The organism is Chryseobacterium shigense, from assembly GCF_900156575.1.
GTDB classification, from domain to species: Bacteria; Bacteroidota; Bacteroidia; order Flavobacteriales; family Weeksellaceae; genus Chryseobacterium; species Chryseobacterium shigense.
In genome coordinates, this window is sequence record NZ_FTNY01000007.1 from 1 (window position 1) to 24,250 (window position 24,250).

The following is a 24,250-nucleotide window of genomic DNA, read 5'->3' on the forward strand; positions in this document are numbered from 1 at the left end:
TTTGACTGGCAGTTAAATGACACTACTCATTTTATCCGAATGATGAGCCCTGATGCTGGTGGCACAGATGCAGTAAGCCAGAATAGAGGCTTTGTGGCTGTTCCAGAAATTGGAGACCAGGTAATGGTGAACTTTGAATACCATAATCCCGATTTTCCTTTTGCTATGGGGGGAATGTTTCACGGTGGTGTAGGCTTGGGAGGTGGAGTGGATAACCGTGTAAAATCCTTACAGACCAGAAGTGGACATAGATTGGTATTTACAGAAGATGAAAGTATCTTATTGACCGATAAAAGTGGTAATGCGCTGAAGTTTGATACTGAAGGAAGCAACATCAACATCACTGCTCCTGAAACCATTACCATAAAATCCAAGAACCTGAAATTTGATATTGAAGAAAATATTGAAACCAAGGCAGGTAAGGATATGGATACCAATGTCGGGCAGAATATCAAGATTATTGCAAGACAAGAAATCAGCCAAGACAGTGGGAAGAGAACTATTATTTCTGCTGGAACCAATACTGAAATATCAGCAAAAGCCCACCTGGACCTTTATGGTAAAGAAAAATTCATAGGTTATACCGATGGACAGACAGAGTTTGGAGCAAAGGATAGAATGCATGTCTATGGTTCAAACTCATTATTAACAGCTATAGATAAGATTGAGTATAAAGCCCCTCAGATGAACAAACTACCTCAAAATGGGGAATTTGAGTATACGAAAGAAAAACAAATTGTGAGTATTCAATGGATGGATGGTGATATGAAAGATATTATTGACACGGCTTTTATTGGGGAAAAGATAAGTATTTTGGTATATACTCGAAATTATGATGAGGGAGAAACTATTGACGTTGATGTTGAACATGATTATAATAATGAGAAAAAAGAAATAACTTATTCGGGAGTAGTAAATAAGGAAGGTTTTGCCGAGTTAAAAGAAAAAGTAGAAATCGAGAAACAAAAAGAAGAAGATTCTTCGGAAAAAAATATATAACTTAAAACAATGGACATGTCAGGAACTTTAACAGTAAAAAATGTGAATGGAAAGACAAAATTCCAACCTAGCATTCAAGTTATAACAGGAGGAATAATTGGTGTAAGTAAAATATCAGGAGAACGAATTTTAAACGAGATTCAAAATTCTTTTTACAATCATAATGATGTAAAAGCTATTTTTCAGTTAGAAGATAATAGATTAAAAATGAAGGCAATACCTCAGGCGACTTTAGAAAATGCAATCAGAAACCATAATACAGATATAAGGTCATTAGCTTATGCTTATTATTTAGCAATCAATTCAAGCACATCTCACTATGTAGATATGACATTTACCTATGAAACTTTAAATAATCGTTCGATTACAGCATTACCAAGTTTTCACTTATCTCCGAATTCAAAAGGATTAGAAATCGATAAACAAGCTGGTGGTGGAGTAAATACAAGTTATTTAGGAGGGACATTAACCGTTGTTGTAATGGATTCTAAGGCAGATATTGGAGATTTTACATATGCCCCAAACGGTGTTCAATATCCGAGGCATTCTACTCCTGCTGAATTATTGGCTCATGAGTTGTTAGGGCATGGCTATGGAAGAATTATTGGATCTTCAACTTATAGACATGAAGATGCTATAAGGATGAGTAATTTGTATTGGAGAGCAAGAGGATATCATAATTTTTATAGAAATGCTTCATCTCATGGTACAGGTTTTTTATTAACTAAGGCTTCAGCAAATCAAATTCCAACCCATTTTCAAAAATAGATTAATCATGAGTAAGTTTAAAAATTTTAGTTTTGGATTAGTTTTAATGCCTTTTCTGTTATTTGGGTGTTTTAAAAAAGAAAGCAGAATGTTTATTAAAAAAAGCATTGTAAACGAATCAATTGAATCGGAGAAGAATGATGTGGTTCAGGATGTCATTGCCATTATTTTTGATAAAGGAGTACAATTAAAATGGAATGTTGTAAAAAATAAAATAATTAAAGATTCTACTTATAATGAGATTTTAAAGGATAAGAAAAAAATAGAAATCTTAGTTAATAACATATCCAATAATGAAGATTTAAAGATAAAATTATGTTCCAAAAAGACTGCTACTCTAAAAAAAGGAGATATTGCATTCATCTATTTATATGAAAATAAGAAGATATACTTATTCACTTGTTTAAAAACGCAATTTGATGTAGTGAACGAAGCTTGTGAGTATCCTGATGAACTACTGGATTATATTGAAAAAAATCGCTTTAAAGTTCAAAAGCAAATAGGTGATTGTATAAAATAGAAATGCTTTAAAACAATAATGCAGATTATATAAGTAATGGCAGGAACTTTAACAGTCATAAAAGTAAATGGAAATACGAATTTCCAACATTTGAAAGTAAATATCGCTCCATTCAAACAGTATATATTGGTTTCTGGACTATTTTATCCTGATGACCATAACAATAATCAACTTTCAGGCTCTTTTGATAAATATGTTCAAAGCTATGTGAAGAAAATCATTCAGAGCCAAAAAGGAAATGATTTTATTATTTATGATGTAAATATTTTAGCAGGAACCATTACTAAAACTGAATACTTTGCAAACTCATCGCCTAAGAAAAGCACAATAACATTTGATAAAGTAATCAATAGTGACTATGTGAGAGCTAATAATAGTATTCGATTTGAGAATAATAGTAAAAAGATAATTTCAAAAACTGATGTTTATAAACTGATTGAAGATATAGGAACAAATAATCCTAATACATTACAGGAAGTTCATGTCTTTTCTCATGCGTATTGGAATGGTCCAATTTTAGTAAATACAGATAGTGGTGGTGGAGATTGTGATATGAGAAAAGCTGACTTTACTTCAGGGACGATTAATGCTACAAATTTTAAAAATGCATTTACAAGTTCTGGCTTTATGAAAATTTGGGGATGTAGCTTTCCTGTTGCAACAAATGCTCTTTTTTCAAAGTTTAGGAATAACAAACAGTATAGTACTACTAAAACAATACCTGATTCTACTATTTTTAGTTTTGTACCTAATACATTTTATTATCATCCTAGTGGTTCGTTACCTGTCGATTTAACTCCTCAAATCAATGGTATATTAGGGACAACCTATAAAGTAAATGACTCAATAAAACTAACATTTTTAGAAATAAAGAAAATACTAGCATATAACTATCTTAGTGTGTATGCAGGAGTAATTGCAAAAAAGATTGGTATTAAAGTTATATCTGCATTACCAGCAACTTATGCCAATATAGACCCAACATTTCATATTGCACCAAGTACAATGGCAAATGTAACATTCTATAAAAAGCATTTAGATATTAAAATTGAAGATGGAAATTACGGTGTCTATGATGAGTCAACGGTTCAAAGTTTAGAAGCAATCTAATAGTTAAGAAAATGAAAAAAATAATCTTAGTTTTTGTTATATTATTAAACATTTTAATAAATGGGCAAATAAAACATATTTATACTGGAAAAGTAGATAGTATACTAATAAGGAATTATTCCTACTATGATAAGGAAACATCTACAGTCAATGATACTAATGAAAGTAACTCTATTCAACTACTGAATAGTAAAAAATTGACAGAAAAACAAATAGTTTTCCTTAATACACTTTTAAAATCAAAAAAAAGCTATTTACCTGAGAGAGCTTTATTGTCACATTTTAATAAAAAAATTGAATATTTTATTAATGGTGCTAAAATACAAGATATTACACTTTCAACAATGACTAAGAATATTACAATCTATAATAGAGAAAAATTGATTTATAAAGCTAAAATGTCAACTTCTCTGGAAAAAGGAATTTTAAATATTGAGAAATAATGTCCAAGCATATCACAGATACCACCCAGCTAAAATGTAATAAAGGAACATCACCAACTCCGCTCACAGTAACCAGTCAGTCTTTTATGAGCATTGATGGAAAACCACAGGCCACAGAAGAGGACAAACAGCCTGATATTAACATTAAGCCTTTTGGGATGTGTCGTGTTTTAAGATCTTCCTGTACTCCTTCACCAATTAAATGGGACAATACCTCTGATTTTGAAATTGAGGGTAAAAAAGAACTATTAGATAACTCTACGTGCCAGTGCTCCATCGGTGGTAAAATATCCGTTGTAAAGTCAGCTCAAGATTTTGTAAAAGAATAGTTAAGGAACTATAATTTTTTTGCCATTGGAATTAGAGTGCTATGTAAATAATTATAAGAATCTTATCTTAGGAGAAAAAGGTAGGAAGCTAAGCCATTTCCCATTCTAGCTAAAACAATTTTATTAGAGTTTTGATTGCCTGTCAATTCGTGTATTTTTATATTTTCCATTAATAATTTAACATTCATGAATTTTTTTTAAAAAAATAAGGATATGATTTATAAATAATTATATTAGCGACTGATTTCACAAAATATGGATGTAAATGTTTTTTCACAAAATTCTTATGTCTTTTTTTCGTGAAAAAGAATGTCAGGCATCATTTTGTACAAGCACCCACCAAAAAAATAATTAAAAAAAATCCATGAATTCACCCGAAGTAATCAATAAAACAAAATGGTTTTCTAAATTTTCATTATCTTTTTTAGCCATTGTAGGGACTATAAATACGGCTCTTTTTATAATCTTACCTCTTTTACCTTATAAAATTTCACAGTTTATATTTCCCATAGGATTTTCCACCTTAGGATTGGCAATACTATTCTCCATTGGTTTTTCTTTTTATTGGCAAAAAAAAGAAAAGAACGGAACTTTTAATTCTATACAATGTATTGCTTGGCTTTCAACACTGTTACGGTACTGGATTGCATTTTTACTATTGGATTTTGGCTTTCAAAAAATATTTGAAGTTAATTTTAATTATTCATATCATATCAATGATTCTTTAACAAGCGCATTAACGGGTCCGGAATTAACCTGGAAATATTATGGGTTTTCTTACGGACTTGCTGTGATTTTGGCCTTTTTCCAAATCATCGGGAGCATTCTTTTGTTATTCAAACGTACAACTTTACCAGGCATTGTTATACTTTTACCCGTAATGCTGAACATTGTTTTGATTAATGTTTTTTATCATATCGGACCTATTACATTATTGACATCGATCCTGATCATATTAGGCTTAGTTAATTTGTTTTTACAGCAAAAAGTTAATATCATAAGCTTCTTTAATCAACACAAAAGCAAACTGCCATCCATTGGTAATAATTCTTTCCGCTCAATCGCTCGTGTGTTATGCATCCTGATTCCTTTATTGTTTGTTATGTACTATAATTATGACGTTCACCTTTCAAAAAAGTTTTTTGGAAAATGGAAAGTCACATCGATGACGCGTAATGGACAATTGGTTAAAGAAAATCAATGGCAGCAAGATACCCTGGCCTGGAAAACCATTTATATTGAAGAAAGAGGAAAAATGTATTATTGTCCCAATCCGTATATGTATGTGGATAGTACTTCACTATTTATGAAATATCATCACGATGATAAAGGGCAGAATTTTAAAGTTATATCTTACGAAAAGAATCCCAGTAAACCTGATACGATTCCTGTTCAGATTAGCAATTTTAGAAACCAATCAATGGAATGGAAAATGATTTTATACAAGGACACGATTCAAATGCAATTAAAGAAATAAAATAAGGAATAAAATGACGCCTGATAATGGTTGGATGAGATTTCTATAATCTTGAAAGCTATTGACTGTAATGGGGCAGGAGTTCGAACCTCTTTCCGCTTTAGAAATAGTAAAACCTCCGGATGTAATCTGAAGGTTTTTCTTTTTTTGATCAAAAATGATTAAAATTTTCTAAATGCTTTCATCATATTTTTCTCACCTCTGCTACTTCCCTTCATTTTTTATATCATATCTTACACAAAAGGGGTATTGATCATTGAAATAAGACTGATTACATTTGATATATAAAAGAAGGACAATGGTTTTTGATGGTAAAACTTGGAAAATATCATTTCTTTTAAATTTAAGTACAACAGTCTGTTGTATAAATTACAGTTAGACCAGTATTGATCAGAATGGGGATGTAGACCGATGAAATTTCATGTCCCATTTCGATCAGGTGCAAACATTAAAAATTATTAACCATAAAAATTTATATGATGTCAGATAATCAATTGATCAAAGGTTTTACAGGGGCTTTTACCTGGGAAAATATTGGACAGCAAATAGCCAACGGACTGATCTCCGGAGGGGCTGGTTTCGCGATGGGAATGCTATTGGATGGTCTTTTTGCCAAAAAAGAGAATATGGGGGATATGTTTCAGAAATTTGCAGACCAGATTGTAGAGAGACTTTCAGTAAAAATGCGGGAGATCGTAGATACCGCATTCTTCAAAGACAATATGCAGGAACTCATTAACCGTTCCAGATCATTGGAAACGCAGTATAGAGCATATCTGCTTGTGGAAGAGCAAAATTTACTGGACGATATGGAAGAAGATTCATTTGAAATCAATCAGAAAGCAATGTCTTTACAGATGCCGGCTATAGGTATTTTTTGCATTCAAAAGGTTATACAGATCGCTATATTTGAGGAAAAAAAGAAATTCAACGCTAAATATCAGCAGCTGATCGAAGTTGAAATCAATGATGCAGATAAATATATTCAGGATATGCATCGATTAGCTATTCAGAAAATTGATTCCGCATTTGTCTATGACCATAAAAGCCAATACGGGATGGATGGTGAGATGGAAGCCAGTTGGGGGAACGTGTATTATGAAGGAAAACTATTGGGTGTAGTAGATAAATTAGGGAAAGATGGCAATCCATTAAATTCTGATGGCAAAAGTTTAGGGACCTACAAATTTGAAAAATATCAGCAGCTTGAAAAAGATATCATCAATCCAGCCAGGCTAATTATTAACAAACTGAAGGAAAATATAGTAAAATAATCACATTATTATAAACAAAAACCTTAGAATAAATTGTCTAAGGTTCTTTTATTTTCAAATAGAATGTATTGGTATTTTTTAGCTTAATACATCACATGCGACAATACAAATCACCCATGGACATCTTTTTATTCCCGGAGGTGGGCAGCATGCTTCAGAGCAGCTCAAAGCTCCACCATTGATACTCTTCAACTGATCTCTTGAAATTTTCTTATAATTTTTCATAATAAAGTAATTAGGTTAAAATTGTATTTAAGGCTGGTTTCCGCCGCCACATCCGTCGTATGGCATGCATTGCCATTTTCCGCTGATCAGGCACAGCTGCCCACCCGGACAATTGATGCCTCCTTTAATTGCTTTCATTTCCTGTCTTTCGACTTTCTTTAAATTTTTCATATGAATAGGTTTGGTTCTGTTCGAAATTAATAAATTTTTCTCATCCAAAGGAAATAATTCTTAATAAATTTATCTTAAAGGATTGGGTTGATGTCATCATGAAAGGTGATAATGGGATTCAGGAAAGTGTTTTAACAGATTAAGTATGCAATAGGAGACAGGTACAATTGATGCCTGAAAAAGAATAGGAAAACATTCAAAAACCATGATTGCCGGATCTGTTTTTTGTGTAGTATAGCATCAGATAACCAATTAAATATTTCCATTATTGATGTTCCAAATTTTATCATACCAGTCTGTTTTACCATTGATGGCCAGTTCAAAATCGGCTTCAATAGGCATTACTTGTATTTTTTTGAATGCATAATTTCCAATTTCTGTGAGCGCAGGTTTTAATTGAGGCCAGCATCTGCCACCCTTTTCATATTCCCAGTTGATGGGGATATCAGGATGGTGGGTTTCCTCAAAATCTCTGAGTTCAAAATTAGCAGGATTGGAGTTTCGCTTGATCCAGGTTTCCGGTTTAAATGATTCGGCACTTTCCAAATCCCCTTCCGCAATGAACTCTTCATATTGTTGTTGATCAAATTCATTGGATTCTTGTACCTGTAGTGCTGAATTCCTTTGGCTGTCAAAACTGATCGCACTTGCAGCAGCATTGGGATCTGTCCAGATGCTGACCGTATAAATTACAAATTCAGGTTTTTCCGTTTTCAGTCTTTCTATCGCTTTATCCATCATAGATTTCATTTCGGTCAGATAATTTTTTTTGTCAAAAGGCATATCAACGATTTATTCTTGTATAAAATTACGTAAAGATTCAGTACTGATTTGAAAATACATGAGGTATTTATATAACAAAGAGGGCTATTTTGGCCCTCTTTTATTGATTATAATGATTGTCTGAGAATATATTTTAGTTGCGCAAAAACTGACCAATATCCGCAGAATCAAAAGTAAAAGCAGATTGATTTTCAGATTTATCCAGTTTTTTACTGATCGTCAGTGCCCATAAAACCAATTCTTTACAGAAATTCTGGTCTTCCACACTTAATTCTGAAGCATTTTCCTCAACGACGGTTACCAAAGGGGTAATGCTGTTGAGTTTAGCATAGAAGTTCTCGTCTGTATCGGAATAGTTCAGTTCCAGATGATTTTTGTTAAACCATTTGATCAAGTCCGTATACGGTGTTTTGATGCCTTCTTTTTCCAGTTTAGATATTCGTGGAAATATACTTTCAAACTGGATCATAACCGCCTGGTCAATTAATATTTTCGCTACGTAATCTGCGCCTTCCTGCTCACCTTCATACACCAATTCAATTTTCCCTGTAATGGATGGGATAATAGACATAAAATCAAGCAGACGAACCGTTGTTTTTTCAGCATCTGACTCTAACAAACGCAATTTCGCTGCTGCCACCAGATTTTCCATAGCGCTGATGGTAAGACGTGCACTGACGCCACTTTTTGCATCTACATATTCACTGTCACGGGCTGCAAAAGCCACTTCTTCTAAAAGATCCTTTGCCAAACCGGTAATTTGTATCTGTGACAGATCTTCAGATAAGATCATCGCTTCCTGTTCTGTAATCTGTCTTGCCAGAGCAATGGTTTGTGGATAGTGTGTGAAAATTTGTGATCCGATTCTGTCTTTCAATGGAGTGACAATACTTCCTCTGTTGGTATAATCTTCCGGATTGGCTGTAAAGACAAACTGAATATCCAGAGGCATTCTCAATTGAAATCCGCGAATCTGAATATCCCCTTCCTGCAGAATATTGAATAAAGAAACCTGAATTCTGGCCTGTAAATCAGGCAGCTCATTCAGTACGAAGATAGAACGGTTGGCACGGGGAATCATCCCGTAATGTAACACACGCTCGTCAGAATAAGGCAGTTTTAAGGTGGCTGCTTTGATAGGATCGATATCACCAATTAAATCAGCAACATTCACATCCGGTGTAGCCAGTTTTTCAAAGAAACGGTTTGAGCGGTGTACCCACGAAATCGGAGTTTCATCACCAAGTTCCGCAATAAGATCTCTCGCATATTTTGAGATAGGCTGAAATGGGCTGTCATTGATTTCAGATCCTTTTACAATAGGCATATATTCATCTAGAAGGTTCACCATACTTCTCGCAATTCTGGTTTTGGCCTGGCCGCGTAATCCTAAAAGGTTAATATGATGACCGGCAAGAATTGCTTTTTTTAATTGAGGGATGACCGTGTCTTCATATCCCCAGAGCCCTTCAAATACAGGTTCTTTAGCCTTAATCCGGGCAATAAGGTTCGCCTGGATTTCCTGGTTAATGGTTTTGTCTGTATATCCGGATTTCTTTAATTCTTTGAATGTAATATCGTTTTTCATTTTCTTTTTAAGTACTAATAATTATTTAATGGACTATTAATAAATCTCAAATCTCAAATCTGACATCTGTTATCTGCTATCTGACATCTATATCCTCTTTATTCTGTTTTTCTCGTAATCTTCAAAAATCATCTGCCCTAAGCCAGAAAGTCCTGTCAAGAACGCTTTTCCCTTATTCTGAGCTGTAAAAGCTTCCACAAATTTACGCAGATAAGGATCCTGGGCAATCATAAAGGTTGTGATGGGAATTTTAAGTTTTCGGGCTTGTGCTGCTCTGTTGAGACATTGGGAAACAATCATTTCATCCAGACCGTTACTGTTCATATAGAACTCTCCGGTAGGAAGTTGAATACAGCTTGGTTTTCCATCCGTAATCATAAAGATCTGTTTATTGGTATTTCTTTTTCTGCGGAGAATATCCATCGCCAGTTCTAACCCGGCCACCGTATTGGTATGATAAGGTCCGACTTTTAAATAGGGGAGATCTTTAATTTTGATAGGCCAGGCTTCATTTCCAAAGACAATAATATCGATGGAATCTTTGGGATATTTCCTGTTAATTAATTCTACCAGCGCCATGGCTACTTTTTTGGCAGGAGTGATCCGGTCTTCACCATATAAAACCATAGAGTGGCTGATGTCAATCATCAGGACGGTGCTCATTTGCGCCTTATGTTTGGTTTCCTCTACGATAAGGTCATCCTCCGTGAGTCGCAAATCAGAAATTCCATTGTTGATCTGTGCATTCTTCAAGCTTTCTGTCATATTCACGGTGGACAGATCATCTCCATATTGAAAAGAACGGTTTTCACCGTCACGCTCATCACCAACTCCTGTTTTTGTTGTCCGATGATTTCCCACGCCGCTTTTTTTCAGTTTTCCAAAAATCTGATCCAGGGCGTATTCACGTAAAGCTGCCTCCAGCTTAGCGGTCAATACATTTTTGCCTTTACCCGTTCCTGAATTACCATCTTTAGGATCGTCTTCTTCTTTGATATATCCCCGTTTTTTCAGATCTTCCTCAAAATCCTGAAGGGAATATTCATCGCTGAAAATATCATATTCTTTATCGAGCATATCAAGCCATTCGAAGGCTTCCTCTATATCACCGGAAGTATGGGTAAGCAAATCTTTGAAAACATCAAAGACCCGGTCAAAATGAGAAATATCTTCCGGAATGTGTTTACTGAACGTAAATCCTTTTTGAATATTAAAATCTTTATTCTTCATAAGATGCTGCTGCTGTTATCAGTTAACCTGATTTACTTTATTTAAGCATACAAGTTAGCGAAATATCACATCAGGACCCTCTCAGAAAAATAGAAAATACTAATGACAGCGATACGAAATGACCTATAGCTTTGATGAAAACTTTAATCAGCACCAGCCACTGCGGACTTTTCGTATTGGAGATCATTAAAGACTATTCAACATAGGCATGGATTTTATTATAAAGAAAATTCCTTGGATTAGTCCTTGTAATCAGTTCCAGCTCATGATCGGTCAGTCTTCCCGCAGTATCTGCCCACATTTGTTTATCACTCTTCTGACTGCGGACTACATAAAAATCACTGCCATAAAGAATTCTGTCACTGATGCCACTGTCTTTTTTCAAAAGGGATTTTAGCATTGGAAAGATGCGGTCATCATGAAGAATATAGCTGATATCTGCATAAACATTAGGGTATTGTAGCATCATACTGTAGATAATGGCAAACCATGTGTTATGGCGCCACGAATTTTCCAAAGCCGTAGGAATGAAGTTGATTCCTTTACCCTGCGGAGTTGTAAAGCCGTTCTCAGAAAGATAACGGTCACGCTCCATATATTTAGCCCATTCATCTTCGCCACCGAAATGGCCGAAACAAATTTTTAGCTTGCTGAGATTCTTCTTAAGGGGCTCATCACGTTTCGTATACCCGAATAGTGAATACAATGCCTCATCATTATAATGTTCAAGAAGCAGTTTCAGGTAATATTCGTCCAGCAGGCACAGATAATTCAGGGGATGGGTAAAGTTGGTAGAGAAATCACTATTGCTAAGTTCATAGAGTCTTAAAGGTTCCCGCTTTCCTTTTTCTCCGGTTGACTGTGAAAATACAGGGTGGCTGTTCCATTCCTGTTTTTTATTTCCGCGATAATAGATGGTCCCTTTGATACAATGATTCAGTACAGGGATTTCGTTTTCACAGGCCCACAGCATCAGCGGAAGCAGATCTTTATCAAAAGGATAATACCCCAGCGCAGGATAGGTTTTAATGCCTCTGAAATCCTCCTTGATGATACAGTTTTTAATCTCGTCAAAATAGGTGCGATCCTCTTTGATCCTCCGCGGATCAGCAAATACAAAAGGAAGGCAGGTTTTGGATTTGATGCGTTTAAGAGCTTTTAGTTCATATAGCTGATTCATATAGTTGGATGGAGGTGTACCGGCTTCCATATAATCCATATCCATAGGAAGAACCACGAAACGGCCATCAGACGGGTATTGCTTTTCCAGCATACGGAAGATCGTCATTTGTTTTTGATGAAAGGCAAATCTGCCGATACTGATGTAGCGTTTCAGATAAGCTGAAGTTTCAGATCCTGGTAATAACCGCAGAAATTGAAACAGGCTTTTGGCCACAAAGATCACCAGATTTCGTCCCGATTTATTAATTATAAAGAGCAGAAGGACAATCAGAAACCTTATTATTACCTGTTCAGGGGGAGGTAAAAGAAAAATACGCTGCATAAAAGTATTGAATCCTTCCACATATCCCAACCACGGCTGACCATGAAATTTATCGGATAAAGTTCCAAAAAAGAGAATAAGAAGAGTATCTAAAGTCAAAATCACCCCAATAGGAAAGGTGATATAAGGAACTTTCTGAAGAAACCAGATTATGCGGAAGCGAAAAGATTGCCATTTTTTATAGGGACGTTGATACCTCCATTTCGCCGGAACTTTATAGTACCATCTGAAGTATCCGACAATCAGTTTTATAGTCAGTATAAATCCCAGTCCCAGTGGCAAAAGCTTTTTACCTAAAAATGGTGGAATATGTTCTCCGGTAAAGGTATGGGTATGACAATTAATAAATGGAGGTCTTTTTTCAGCAGGTAAATTTTGCGCATGCAAGGATGTTTCCGGTAGTGTTGGGATACTCATTATTCAGGGGGTTCGTTTTCCGCACAATTTACAAACAAATATTTAATCTGAATTTTTTTTTAAGGTATTGTAAAACAGGTGATATAAAGAAAGCACTAGGTTGAATACAATGTTTTCATCTTCTATTTGATAAGTATTTCATGTCTGATGGTACAGAAAATAGAATACTAAGGAATGGTTTTGATTTTTAAAATACCAACTGAATAAAGGAATTTAAATAAATTATTCAATGAATAGTTTGTTTTTTTATAATATTGTTCCAGTATTCAAAGAAATTTTATAAATTTATTTATAATAAAAAAATACAGAATGAAAGCAATTTATTTTATTTTTATAGCGGGTTCATTGATGAACGCACAGGTAGGTATCAATACTTCTGCCCCTTCCAGAACCTTAGATCTTAATGGTAATTTAAGAGTCAGAACACAAACCGATCAATCGGCAAACACAGGATACAGTAATGTTTTAATTGCCGATGACAATGGAAATGTTGATTATGTCAAAAAAAATGTTCTTAATCAGCAAATGGTTCAATTATTTAATTTGAACACATTACCTTCTGTAAGTGCAGGAGGAAGTGGTACAGTAACACCGGTAAGTATTAGCAATCAGTCTATCACTTTGACAAATCCTGCATTTGTGATGATTAGTTATTCTGTTCCCATCACTTTATCTGCCGCTGCTACAGATGGAAGAATGAAGCTCCTGAGAACTCATCTGAATGTTGACGGAACCAACGTGGTCCGATCTTCCAATACCTATACAAACAGTACCACTACAGGAACTAATTTAACAGGTATTTTTTATAATGCAGGGAGCTATATAACTTTATTGAGTGCTGGAACCCATACTATTGAGATTTTAGGAACCTGTTTTGACTTTGCTACCGCTTCTCAATGTCTTCAGGGAGGAAGTTTGTCAGGGACTTCATTTCAGGCGTTTGCCATGTATAACAGCTATTGATTTCATCAACAGTTGAATTCTCTACACTGTATAGGAGCCTTCTGGTAAAAGCTTAGGTGCTGCCAGTCTCCTTTATTTATCTTTATTAAAATTGGAAAACCAGAAAATATAATTGTTTTTTGGTTTTCTATATTATTATAAGGTATTGATTCTTACGAATAAAATCCTGGAGCTTTAGATCTTAAAATTCATTTCTTAGACTTTTGGATATATTTCACCACTTATTTTCCAGCAATGATCATTCTGAATAAATACTTTAATGATAATGATTTCTTTCAAAGAGATGACCTGCTGTGCAGCTTACCACATCCTCGGTCTTTTATTAAGGTATTTAAAAACAAAATAGATTTTGCACCTTAGGAAATTCAGAACTTATTTTTTTTTGAGTTGGCAGGAATGAAATCAGGGATATAAGCATGCTCATCTCTCAAGGTCCGAATAAAGTCTTTGGAATATATTTCTAACCGGATCTCTGTAATATCCACGATTTTCGATTTCTTATTTCCGGAAACATCATACGACAGGATTTCCTCTTCTTTTCCGTTTTTTCCGGAAAGATGATAGTAAAAATCTTTATTTTCCCAATAGCTTGTTCCTTCTGCCGGACGATCTTCAGTCTTCAAACGGGTACAGGTTTTTTGGAAAAAACTAAGAATATTTGAAAGGTCTTTTTTGTTTTTTGAGGTTTTGGTCGCATTTAGGGAGACCAGTTTCCCTTTATTGTCCTCCGTCATAGTCAGAGCGGGGAATGGCACCTTATTCAAAATGGCTAAAGTATCCTTTGCTTCATCATAAGCAACTGTTTTATATCGGTAGCCGAAATATTTGACAGGCTTCTCTTTTCTTGTCATCCAGTCATTCGTGGATTCCAAATAAAATTCGCTGGGTAATCTTCCGTTAGATTGATAAAAAGCAAGCGTGTCCTTTGCAAATAAAGCGTTTTGTAATGCTTTTTTCGCCTCCTCTTTCTTCATTTTCTTTACATCTGCTGATAAAAGCTCATCCGTTTTTTGCAGTCTTACCTTATAAAAACCGGAAACATCAAAAGATTTGTCCAACTGATCCAGAAGGACTACTTTGGAATCCTGAGACTGACAACTGTAAAAAAGGTTCAGCAGGACCATGAAAGAAATTATTTTTTTTACCATCATCCAAATATAAAGAATAAAGTCATTCCCTGTTATCAGATGATACATTGCGTCTTTTTTTTTGAGCTTCAAAATAACTCGTCAACAATTTTTTATACCCTTATTGTGTGGATGTAAGATGGTATAAACCTCCTCTTTCCTGAATTTCATCATTTGTAATTTATCAATCCTAATCAATATAGGGTTTGGAAAGAGGAGGGGATAACAGTATGCTCAATGCTCTTTAGGAATAGACTGAACATTTTGTATATATAGTGTTGTGTTCAAATTTTGTACAGGTATGATCATCTGATACAGAGCGGAAACTTTTATTCCTTATTAAAAAAGCATAAAAAAAATCATTCTTTTTACACTAAAAAATGTTTTTTCCATTTAGTAACTGTATTTCTGCTGATCTTAAAATAGAGGGCTGTCTGAATATTATTTAAATGGTTAGATTTCTGGTAGTCTAGGATCTGGAGTATGGTAGATTGGTCATAGGAACGGTGTTTTTGGTTGGTAACTTTATCCATTTCACTATGGTTTTTAAAAATAATAGCATTGAGCTGAATAACGTCAAGCGTAGAGAGACTTTTCTTCTTCAGGAAGGTAAGACACTCGTTTTTCTTTTCCGGATGTTTATAAATAATAACATCCTGAAAAATTTTTTTATAATCAGGGATCGTTATTTTTCGTACTTTTTTATCCATCTGTGCAATGTAGATTTAGGGATCCTGTATTCGTTGATGATCTGCTCCTTCGTCTTTTTTTCTGTGCGTAATAATTCCAGTATGAATTCTATAATTTCAGGAGTGTAGATGTTCTTCCTTATATTGAGTTGGGTTGTATTGACCACTTTATGGGGAGGAGTTGGGGGGCATACAGTATCAAATGTTGGGTATAAATCCTGAAAAAATCATATTCCAATATTTTACAGAGCTGCAGCAAAAGATTGGAATCTACTGTCTTTTTTTGTAATAATATGTCTATTTCATCATCTGTACAACCTATATCGAAAGAGATATCAGATGTTTTTAAATGTAGTGATTCCATACGGTTTTTGATCAAATCACCAATATGTATGTTTTTAAAATCCATAATTTTTTTGTAATCAATTCTCCTTGTTATCTGGTTTTTGTGTATACAGAGTTTTCATAATGGCAGTAATGTGATTGTATAGCGATGTAGAAAATCTCAGATAATAAGGATGGAATTTTTAAGGTTTGAGGGTACGACACTTGTGATATTATGTGAACAAATTTATAGTATATTTCTGTTGAAATGACTTTTTTAAACTACTACAAAATTACTACAGAGTTACTACAATGTGTTGTTTTATGTCGATTTTTGCTGTACTTCTGTTTGCTAAATGTTGATGCTTTGTATAAATTGACTGATGTCTAGATTGCTCTGAATATTGAGTTTCTTTTTCAGTCTGTATTTCTTGGTATGCACTGTTTTTTCTTCTACATAGGTATATTTGGCAATCTCCTTATTAGAAAATCCCAGGCGGATCATGGCGGCTAATGTAATTTCAGATTTTGATATGGAAGGATTGATTTCAATGATTTTTTTCGTAAATCCGGGATAACGTTTATCAAACTCATGGATGAATCTTCCTTCACTTTTTAGTAATTCTACGATCTCTATACTTGTAATGCTTTTGTAGTTCTCTTTAGACATGTAGTTATTCTGTCTACCTGTTGTGTACTGTGAAATTAAAATATCATTGATTAATTTGCTGTTCAATGCCATTCTTTTATATTTTCTGTTCGATAGAGTTGATTTAAAAAGTACAATAATGAGATAGTGTGAGAGGTATGTTGTTGAAATAGTGGTGAATAAAAATAATATTAGATGATGTTCTTTCATACTGTGTCAAAATTTTCGCGAATTTATATACTTAGACAAAAAGAACTTGGGAATTGGATACTACAAAATCACTACAATTTCATTTTTAAGAACTATTTAATAAAATTTTTGGATGAAAATGTACAGATCCTGTTCAGCTGTCAAGAACATTTTTTTCCTTAAACGATACTTCTTCATATAAATCGTTTTGGTTTCCAGAAAAATGTATTTTGAAATATCCTTACTGCTCATATCCAGAAAAATGTAGGTTGTTAAATAGAGATCCGACTTGGTTAAGTTGGGGTATTCCTGTAGTAAATTAGAAATGAAGTCTGGATAATGATCCTGAAATGTCTTAAAATAAAGAGGGTTGTTGGTCTTTATCATCTCTACCAAAGATTGATTAATTTCCAGTTTTCGATGAGTCAGGATGTTCTGATTTTCTATCAGTTTTTCATTGATCTTTTCGATCTTATTTTTCGCTGTTTTATTATGATACAAAATATAGAAAAGAACTAGACATGCCAATAAAAATAAGGCCATTACTACATATGAATTTTCAGACATCTTTCTGTCTTCATCATTTACTATGGTTTCAAGTACGTCATCAACCGTATTTTTAAAATTGGTATGAATAGAATCATTAATGATCAAATACTTATTGGAGTACAGGTTATAATGCTGCCAGTCATTGGTATTCCGGTAATTTTGTTTCAGCAATGCATAGGTTTCTCTGATGGATTCCTTTCTTTTTAACTTTTCCCATAATCGTAAGGCATCATTGCAGTAGACAATACTGGAATCATAGTTTTTTTTGCAGAATAAAAGCTTTGCTTTTTGAAGGTAGAGATAAGCTTTGCTGGAAGGACTCGGATCGATATGGAGGAGGTTCTCCGATTCCCGGATATAATGATCTGCCGAATCTATATTTTTCATATTTTCCAAATAAAACGTTCCAATCCTGGCAGAATTCTGAGGGGTTTTGTACAGGACATGATTCATTTGCAGATAATACATCATGGAATCATATTCTTTTCGTGTTTCAAAAATATCAATCTTATAGGTATTGATCAGACTGATCTTTTTTGACCTTGCTTTCTTATCTTTAATTTTTTCTGCAAAGTGGTTTCCTGTATTGAGGTAATGCATAGACTTTGAATACAGACAGTAGTATTTCAGAACTTCACCATATTCGGTATAATAACCTGATAAAAGATAAGGATCATCTATGGACTCCAAATAGGTCTCTGAAATTTTTAGCTCTTTAAAACTCAGGTCATATTGGTCCAGATTACAATACAGTTCTGCATTCAGCAAGTACCCTTTAAAAATACCTTGTTTATAATTAATTTTTAGTGATGCCTTAATTAAGATTTCATTGTAGTGTATGGCTTTTAATAATTCACCTTTTAATCTGTATTCATTATTTTTAACTTTATAAAGACTATCAATTTTCTTTTCAGTAGCTTGTGTTACACCGAAATACAATAGAAATAGAGCTAAAAAAACAATCTTTTGAGGCATTGCTTTAAGTTTAAAAGTAAAATTATTATAATTTGTTCAAAAAAAGAAAAGTATATTAATATTATTTTTAATTAATAAATATACTAAATTTTTTGTATTGATTTAGTGAATTATTGTTATATTTTTACATTAAAATACACATATGATTAATTATTTATTAGTAAAAAATTTGATTGAGTTATCCGAAATTTTCGAAAACCAAAATAAATCAGGTTTTTATGATCATGATATCAATGGTTTTTTAGAATGGGCCAATAAAGAATTTAAAAACAAAATTACTTCGAAAGTAGAAGAACCGGATTGGGAAGGTAAGGAGAATGGAAGAACTCCTGAAAGTGCAATTTCTACTTTATTGGTTCACCTTAACAGGTATGCAAAAACGTATTCAAAATCTGCTATTTCCGGTTCCTGTTTTAGAACACAGGAAGACTTTATTTATCTTATCAACCTGAAGGCATTGGGCACCATGACAAAAACCGAGCTTATCAAAAGGAATATCCATGATAAACCGATAGGGAATCTCATCATCAACCGGCTGATCAAACAGGATTGGGTTGAGCAGTGCGGATCCGGTACCGATAAAAGAGCCAAGGTAATTAAAATTACGAAAAAGGGATTGCTTGCGCTTGAAAATCAGATGGATAAAATACGAAAGGCTACCCGTATAGTCGCGGGTGATCTCAACTACTCTGAAAAAATGGAACTGATTCGCATTTTAGACAAATTAGACCAATTTCACCAGCCTATATTTTCCAGACATATTGATACCGAAAATCTTATCGATGTTGTTTACAATGAATATCAATTAAGGGAAAACTGATGATTACCAGGATACAAATATAAGGTTCGGGGGATACAATACTATATTAAGATCTCCAGGGATGTCCCTGATAAGAAAAGTTCTTTCATATGTTTTCGAATGCTGTAAAATTCAAAGTCCACACGTTGCGCGCAGACTTTGAATGGCTTATATCTTGATCTTTTCCACTGAGTTTATCTTATTTTTTAGTATTCAGTAGCTCAATAAGCTTTTCTGCAACTGCAATGGATGATCCCGGGTTTTGTCCGGTAATTAAATGCCCATCCTGTAAAACATAGCTGTGCCAATCCTCGGTTTTGCTGTAAATTCCACCTAATTTTTTCAACTCATCTTCTACCAGGTAAGGAACTATTTGAGTCAGCTGAACAGCCTCTTCTTCTGTGTTGGAAAATCCAGTCACCTGCTTACCTTTCACTAATGGAGATCCGTCCTCATTTTTTACGAATCTTAATACTCCGGGAGCATGGCACACTGCAGCAACCGGTTTATCTTTTCTGTAAAAAGCCTCGATCAATGCAATCGAATTTGTATCATTGGTAAGATCCCAAAGCGGACCGTGACCGCCGGGATAAAAAACGGCATCATAATCTTCTTCTTTTACGTCACTAAGTTTCAATGTGTGGGAAAGCTTTTCCTGTAAAGCTTCGTCTGCATCAAAACGACGGGTTGCTTCTGTTTGAAATTCTGGAAGTTCACTTTTAGGATCAAGAGGAGGTCTGCCGCCTAGTGGTGATGCCAGTGTAACTTCTGCACCTCCTTCAATAAGGGCATAATAAGGGGCTGCAAATTCTTCTGACCAGAAACCGGTTTTAAGTCCCGTATCCCCCAATTGATCATGTGAGGTAAGTACAATAAGTACTTTAAAAACTGCTGTATTCATTATTTTGGATTTTAAGATTGATATATTGTTCTACATTTTAATATCGGACTCATCATTGGAAGAAGCCATACGATAATCACCTGAAGAAAGAGAATCTCTTTAAACAGATGGTATTGATTTCAGATACCTCCATTTTGACTGTCTTTAAATAACAATACGAATTTGAGGTAAAAAGAGAAAAGTATGGTGTGATCTACATCACTTTACCGGAAAATCTGGTTTTTTGTGATCTGGATCACTTGGTTAGGATTGGTACAGGCGGCTTAATGTTTCCCTGGAAACTCCCAGATATGCTGCAATTAACTGCTTGGGAACAAGATTGTACAATTCAGGATGTTGTGTCATCAATTCTTCGTAGCGGCTGCGTGCATTATTATTCAAAAGAGAAAGGATCCGTTTTTGCAATCCTACATAACCTCTGTTGGACCGCCAGCGCAGAAAATGCTCTATTTCGTGGATTTCCCTGCAAACCTTTTCCCGGTCTTCACTATAAAGACATAAGGTATGGGCGTCTGCAACACAATCTACACTGAAACATGCTTTTTCATCATTATACAAAGCATTATAATCCGAAGCCCACCACTTGCTGGTTGCAAACTGAAGAATATGCATTTTCAGGCTGTCGTTGGTATAATAGGTTTTTAAACAACCGTCCAGAACAAAATATTCCTGATCTACCTCATCTCCGTCACTGATCAGGACTTCTCCTTTCTTAAAAAATTGAGGTTTAAATAAAGAAAAGAAATAATCAAACTGTTCATCCGTAAGATCGACGACTTTATTTATATGGGTTCTCAGAATTTCTTTGGCGTTCATATTATAATACTATAATACAAATATACTTTATGTTGGCATTCCCTGAACCAATTTTCAGGGAGATAAAAAAAAATGGTGCTTGGAAATAGCATAAAATAAAAATACAAATTTCAGAATTTTTATTAAAAATCCCTTTAATCGTACAAATCCTCAGGTTCTATGCATTATTTTTGTGTAAATTTAGAAGAATTCTATGGGTTTTATCAGGTATTGACTATTATAATAAGACAAAAATTACTTTAACTTTGCTAATTAAATGATATTGACTTATTGCTCAACTTTTGGGCCTTTTTTACGATCATGTAGAACTAATAACCAACAGACTTAAGTAATCAGAAAATTAATTTAGCTGATAAATAGATATGAAAAATAAATTCTTAAATTTTAAATTGAGGAAAATTGTTCATTACTCATTGATCGCTTGTATTCTATTGATACAGGTTATTATAGCCATCTTCTTTTATAACGAATTTGTGAATGAAAAGAAGCTACATTTCATCAAGGAAAGACTGGAAGAGAGCAGAGCTTTAGGAGGATTGACGGACGATTCAAGAAAAGATTTTATGGACGCCCAGAACTATCTTCAGAAGTATATCGTCAGCCAGGATGAAAAAGACCTGAAATTATACTTTCAGTCCCTACGAAAACTTAAAAATAACTTTGACAAAATAGGAGAGTACGAAAGCATAAAGCCAAGATTGAAAAGCAATGTGGTCGTACAGCAAAAAGATACATTACAAGTTAAAAGACTAAAAACATTAATAGATTCTGCTTATCAGTCTTCTCTGAACCCACCGGCGAAAATTGAAGACAGACCCTATGAACTGAAAAAATATAAAAATAATTTTGATAATCTGAATATAGAAACCCGTACCTATGCAGATACCATAAAAAAGAAAGGTTTTATGGGACGTCTGAAAGATGCGATCTCCGGAAAAGTGGAAGTTCAGAAAGAAAGCACGGTCATCACACTCACCAATAATAAAACAGTAGATCTTTCCGACGTAAAATCTGAAATGGATAATGCCATAAAATCTATGGATAAACATTATTCGGATGAGGTGAAAAAAGTGCGCTCTGATGCGGTCAAAAATCAAAGGGATAATGCTCATTTTTACAGTAATTTCAGCAAGCTATTGGTGTACAGTAACGGGCTGATCAAGGTCTATGAAGATGCCATTAGTGACTTTAAGGCTGAACTGGAAAAAGAATACAACAAGCAAAGTTCAGACAATAACAAGATAAGAAAATATCTGGTTCTGGGATTAATGGTCTTAATGTTTATTGTATCCATTTTGATCATGTATTTTACCAGAATGGCATTTATTTATGAATTGAAATTAAATGCAGCCAACGGGGAGATTAAAAAGAGCCTTACTTTTAAAAACAGAATTCTGGGAATGCTGAGCCATGAACTCATGTCGCCGCTGAAAATCATTAATATTTTTATCGATAAGATTAACAGAACAACTACAGATGAAACGACAAAAGACTATCTGAAGTCCATCAAGTTTACCAACAGCACTTTGCTGATACAGTCTAAACAGATCCTGGAATACACAAAAAATCAGGAGACTGAAAACAAATTGATAGCTACCGTATTTAATCTTAAAGATGAAATTAATGCTATTGTAAAAGCTGTCACCCCATACATAGAAACCAGAAATAATAAATTTATGGTGACAGACAGAATCCCTGAAAACCTGATCGTCAATTCGGATCCTATAAAAATCAACCAGATCTTTATGAATATTCTGGGAAATGCCAACAAGTTTACAGAAAACGGACAGATTGATCTTAGCCTGTTGACAGAAAAGATCAATGACCATACCATGACACTGACGGCGACAGTAGCCGATACAGGCGTTGGCATATCTGATTCTGATCTGGCAAAAATCTTTGAACCTTATTATCAGGGCATGATATCCGAAGAAATTGATAATTTTGGAGCAGGTCTGGGATTAAGTTTATGTAAGGAAATTATAGACCTGTTCAACGGTGAAATAGCAGTTTCCAGTAAATTGCATAAAGGAACAAAAGTAACATTCAGTATTAATTTAAATATCAATAATAATAATGGGAATTCCAATTGAAAATAAAGAGATTGTGTTCCTTTTAGCGGATGATCACAGTATTGTACGTCAGGGAATGGAGATTCTGATTGATGAAATTATTCCCCATTCTAAAGTATATCATACCTCTTCATTACTGCAAATTGTGGAACTCGTGGGGTCAAAGGAAATTGAAATAGCCATCATTGATGCTCATTTTCCGGACGGTAACAGCCTGCATATTCTGCCGGAAATGAAAAAAGCAAATCCCAATATTAAAATTTTAGTTTTTACAGGACTTGAAGAAGATCTGCATGTGCTTAAATTTATAAAAGCGGGGGCTAATGGATACGTCAGCAAATTAAGTGAAGAGGAGCAGATCAGACAGGCCATCTCAGACATCGTCTACAAAGGAGAGTACTTTTCTGCCGTTTCGCGTGACCTGATGGTAAAATTTGTTCATAATCCTGATTTAATCAATCCTCTTAGTCGTCTGACGAACAGAGAGCTGCAGATTGCGGAAATGTACGCAGACGGTTTTGGGAATCTTGAAATTGCCAATCACCTGGATATCAAGCAGAATACCGTTAGTACCATCAAGAAGAACATCTTTGATAAGTTGAAAATAGAAAACCTTGTGGAATTGATTGACCTGGTCAAAACCCATCATAAGATATAGATTTTCTAAAATTCACCCCTTCCTTTTTTACCTTATACCTTATAATGTCGATAAAGATCTGGCTTTTTATCGATATATATCTACGTTTATTGTGGGGCATTGTATTCTGCAATGTTGTTACTTTGCATCAGAAATAAAAACCAAATGAGTGTTGTCTGCGAATTTGAAAATGCTTTTTAGTTTTTTTAAGTTTATTGCCAACAGAAGATGAGGTAGCGGTAAAGTAACACAGTACAGCTGCTTAAAAAACGAAGTGATGAAATAAATATAAGTGTATGCGTAATCTGAGCCGGACTTCTCGAAAGCCGCTCTTAAAAAAACACAAAATTACAATAGAGAAGTTATAGGTTTTAGGTTATTCAATACAGAAAAAAAGGGGTTGTCCAAAAGGGGGAACCTCTTTTTTGTGATAAGAGTTTCTTAGCATTTCATTCCATCTTTTTTCAATAAATATCTAGGCTCTTATCGATATATATCGATGCTATTGGTGCGGCATTTAATGATGTAAAGTTGTTACTTTGTACCAGAAATAAAAACCAAATGAATACCGCAAATCAATTTGAAAATGCTTTTAGTTTTTTTTAATTGATAGCAACTGAAAAAAGAGAGTAGCTATAAAGTAACACAGTATAGCTGCTTAAAAAACGAAGTGATGAAATAAATATAAGTGTATGTGTAACCTTGGCCGGGCTTCTCGAAGC

General features: G+C 34.3%; 24 protein-coding genes. 12 read left to right on the top strand and 12 right to left on the bottom strand.

What is annotated here, in order from left to right; translation table 11 throughout:
* From BW964_RS22760 to BW964_RS19870, 8 genes are all read left to right on the top strand, one after another.
* On the top strand, nt 1–999 hold a 999-nt coding region (locus BW964_RS22760; protein WP_228437941.1), incomplete at its 5' end, for a phage baseplate assembly protein V.
* Between the two features lie 15 nt (nt 1,000–1,014).
* Nucleotides 1,015–1,767 (top strand): hypothetical protein, encoded by a 753-nt coding sequence (locus tag BW964_RS19840; protein WP_123912040.1) that lies wholly within the window; start codon nt 1,015–1,017, stop codon nt 1,765–1,767.
* Between the two features lie 7 nt (nt 1,768–1,774).
* Complete coding sequence (locus BW964_RS19845; RefSeq protein ID WP_076509923.1) at nt 1,775–2,287, top strand: hypothetical protein; 513 nt, start codon at nt 1,775–1,777, stop codon at nt 2,285–2,287.
* 36 nt (nt 2,288–2,323) lie between these two features.
* Entirely contained in the window at nt 2,324–3,397 is a 1,074-nt protein-coding gene (locus BW964_RS19850; protein ID WP_076509925.1) for a hypothetical protein, read from the top strand.
* 11 nt (nt 3,398–3,408) lie between these two features.
* Nucleotides 3,409–3,840 (top strand): hypothetical protein, encoded by a 432-nt coding sequence (locus BW964_RS19855; RefSeq protein ID WP_076509927.1) that lies wholly within the window; start codon nt 3,409–3,411, stop codon nt 3,838–3,840.
* The gene (locus tag BW964_RS19860) at nt 3,840–4,169 is read left to right on the top strand and encodes a DUF4280 domain-containing protein (protein ID WP_076509929.1); all 330 of its coding nucleotides are present in this window, start codon (nt 3,840–3,842) and stop codon (nt 4,167–4,169) included. The genes BW964_RS19855 and BW964_RS19860 overlap by 1 nt, the downstream gene beginning before the upstream one ends.
* A 364-nt stretch (nt 4,170–4,533) precedes the next feature.
* Entirely contained in the window at nt 4,534–5,646 is a 1,113-nt protein-coding gene (locus BW964_RS19865) for a hypothetical protein (RefSeq protein WP_076509931.1), read from the top strand.
* A gap of 479 nt (nt 5,647–6,125) precedes the next feature.
* Nucleotides 6,126–6,920: a hypothetical protein gene (locus BW964_RS19870; protein WP_076509933.1), complete on the top strand. Its 795-nt coding sequence runs from the start codon at nt 6,126–6,128 to the stop codon at nt 6,918–6,920.
* Between the two features lie 78 nt (nt 6,921–6,998).
* Here the strand turns inward: BW964_RS19870 and BW964_RS22615 are convergent, their stop codons facing one another.
* The 6 genes from BW964_RS22615 to BW964_RS19895 form a co-directional block, all read right to left on the bottom strand.
* Nucleotides 6,999–7,145 (bottom strand): bacteriocin-like protein, encoded by a 147-nt coding sequence (locus BW964_RS22615; RefSeq protein ID WP_165789226.1) that lies wholly within the window; start codon nt 7,143–7,145, stop codon nt 6,999–7,001.
* Between the two features lie 27 nt (nt 7,146–7,172).
* Nucleotides 7,173–7,316, bottom strand: a complete 144-nt coding sequence (locus BW964_RS22620; protein ID WP_164466250.1) for a bacteriocin-like protein — start codon at nt 7,314–7,316, stop codon at nt 7,173–7,175.
* A 252-nt stretch (nt 7,317–7,568) separates the two neighbouring features.
* The gene (locus BW964_RS19880) at nt 7,569–8,099 is read right to left on the bottom strand and encodes a hypothetical protein (protein ID WP_076509936.1); all 531 of its coding nucleotides are present in this window, start codon (nt 8,097–8,099) and stop codon (nt 7,569–7,571) included.
* 133 nt (nt 8,100–8,232) lie between these two features.
* Nucleotides 8,233–9,687, bottom strand: a complete 1,455-nt coding sequence (locus BW964_RS19885; protein WP_076509938.1) for a sigma 54-interacting transcriptional regulator — start codon at nt 9,685–9,687, stop codon at nt 8,233–8,235.
* A gap of 87 nt (nt 9,688–9,774) precedes the next feature.
* Entirely contained in the window at nt 9,775–10,917 is a 1,143-nt protein-coding gene (locus BW964_RS19890; RefSeq protein WP_076509940.1) for a vWA domain-containing protein, read from the bottom strand.
* Between the two features lie 193 nt (nt 10,918–11,110).
* A complete protein-coding gene (locus BW964_RS19895; RefSeq protein WP_076509942.1) occupies nt 11,111–12,838 on the bottom strand; it encodes an amidohydrolase family protein in 1,728 nt (575 codons plus the stop codon).
* Between the two features lie 309 nt (nt 12,839–13,147).
* Between BW964_RS19895 and BW964_RS19900 the strand changes: the two genes are divergently transcribed.
* Entirely contained in the window at nt 13,148–13,801 is a 654-nt protein-coding gene (locus tag BW964_RS19900) for a hypothetical protein (RefSeq protein ID WP_076509944.1), read from the top strand.
* 365 nt (nt 13,802–14,166) lie between these two features.
* Here BW964_RS19900 and BW964_RS19905 read toward each other — a convergent pair whose 3' ends face one another.
* The 4 genes from BW964_RS19905 to BW964_RS19925 form a co-directional block, all read right to left on the bottom strand.
* Complete coding sequence (locus tag BW964_RS19905) at nt 14,167–14,997, bottom strand: hypothetical protein (protein ID WP_076509946.1); 831 nt, start codon at nt 14,995–14,997, stop codon at nt 14,167–14,169.
* Between the two features lie 299 nt (nt 14,998–15,296).
* Nucleotides 15,297–15,638, bottom strand: coding sequence for a transposase (locus tag BW964_RS19910; protein ID WP_076509948.1), 342 nt, complete (start codon nt 15,636–15,638; stop codon nt 15,297–15,299).
* Between the two features lie 655 nt (nt 15,639–16,293).
* Nucleotides 16,294–16,683, bottom strand: a complete 390-nt coding sequence (locus tag BW964_RS19920) for a helix-turn-helix transcriptional regulator (protein ID WP_076509950.1) — start codon at nt 16,681–16,683, stop codon at nt 16,294–16,296.
* Between the two features lie 213 nt (nt 16,684–16,896).
* Complete coding sequence (locus tag BW964_RS19925; protein ID WP_076509952.1) at nt 16,897–18,303, bottom strand: hypothetical protein; 1,407 nt, start codon at nt 18,301–18,303, stop codon at nt 16,897–16,899.
* Between the two features lie 142 nt (nt 18,304–18,445).
* Here BW964_RS19925 and BW964_RS19930 point away from each other — a divergent pair, with 142 nt between their 5' ends.
* Entirely contained in the window at nt 18,446–19,123 is a 678-nt protein-coding gene (locus tag BW964_RS19930) for a MarR family winged helix-turn-helix transcriptional regulator (RefSeq protein ID WP_228432180.1), read from the top strand.
* 178 nt (nt 19,124–19,301) lie between these two features.
* Here the strand turns inward: BW964_RS19930 and BW964_RS19935 are convergent, their stop codons facing one another.
* Together BW964_RS19935 and BW964_RS19940 are read right to left on the bottom strand one after the other, a co-directional pair.
* A complete protein-coding gene (locus tag BW964_RS19935) occupies nt 19,302–20,003 on the bottom strand; it encodes a type 1 glutamine amidotransferase domain-containing protein (RefSeq protein ID WP_076509954.1) in 702 nt (233 codons plus the stop codon).
* A gap of 243 nt (nt 20,004–20,246) precedes the next feature.
* Nucleotides 20,247–20,819, bottom strand: coding sequence for a Crp/Fnr family transcriptional regulator (locus tag BW964_RS19940; protein ID WP_076509956.1), 573 nt, complete (start codon nt 20,817–20,819; stop codon nt 20,247–20,249).
* A 362-nt stretch (nt 20,820–21,181) separates the two neighbouring features.
* On the opposite strand from BW964_RS19940, the gene BW964_RS19945 reads away from it, so the two are divergent.
* Nucleotides 21,182–22,912, top strand: a complete 1,731-nt coding sequence (locus tag BW964_RS19945) for a sensor histidine kinase (protein WP_076509957.1) — start codon at nt 21,182–21,184, stop codon at nt 22,910–22,912.
* Nucleotides 22,896–23,549 (top strand): response regulator, encoded by a 654-nt coding sequence (locus BW964_RS19950; protein ID WP_076509959.1) that lies wholly within the window; start codon nt 22,896–22,898, stop codon nt 23,547–23,549. Before BW964_RS19945 ends, BW964_RS19950 begins: the two co-directional genes overlap by 17 nt.
* The last annotated feature ends 701 nt before the right edge of the window (nt 23,550–24,250 follow it).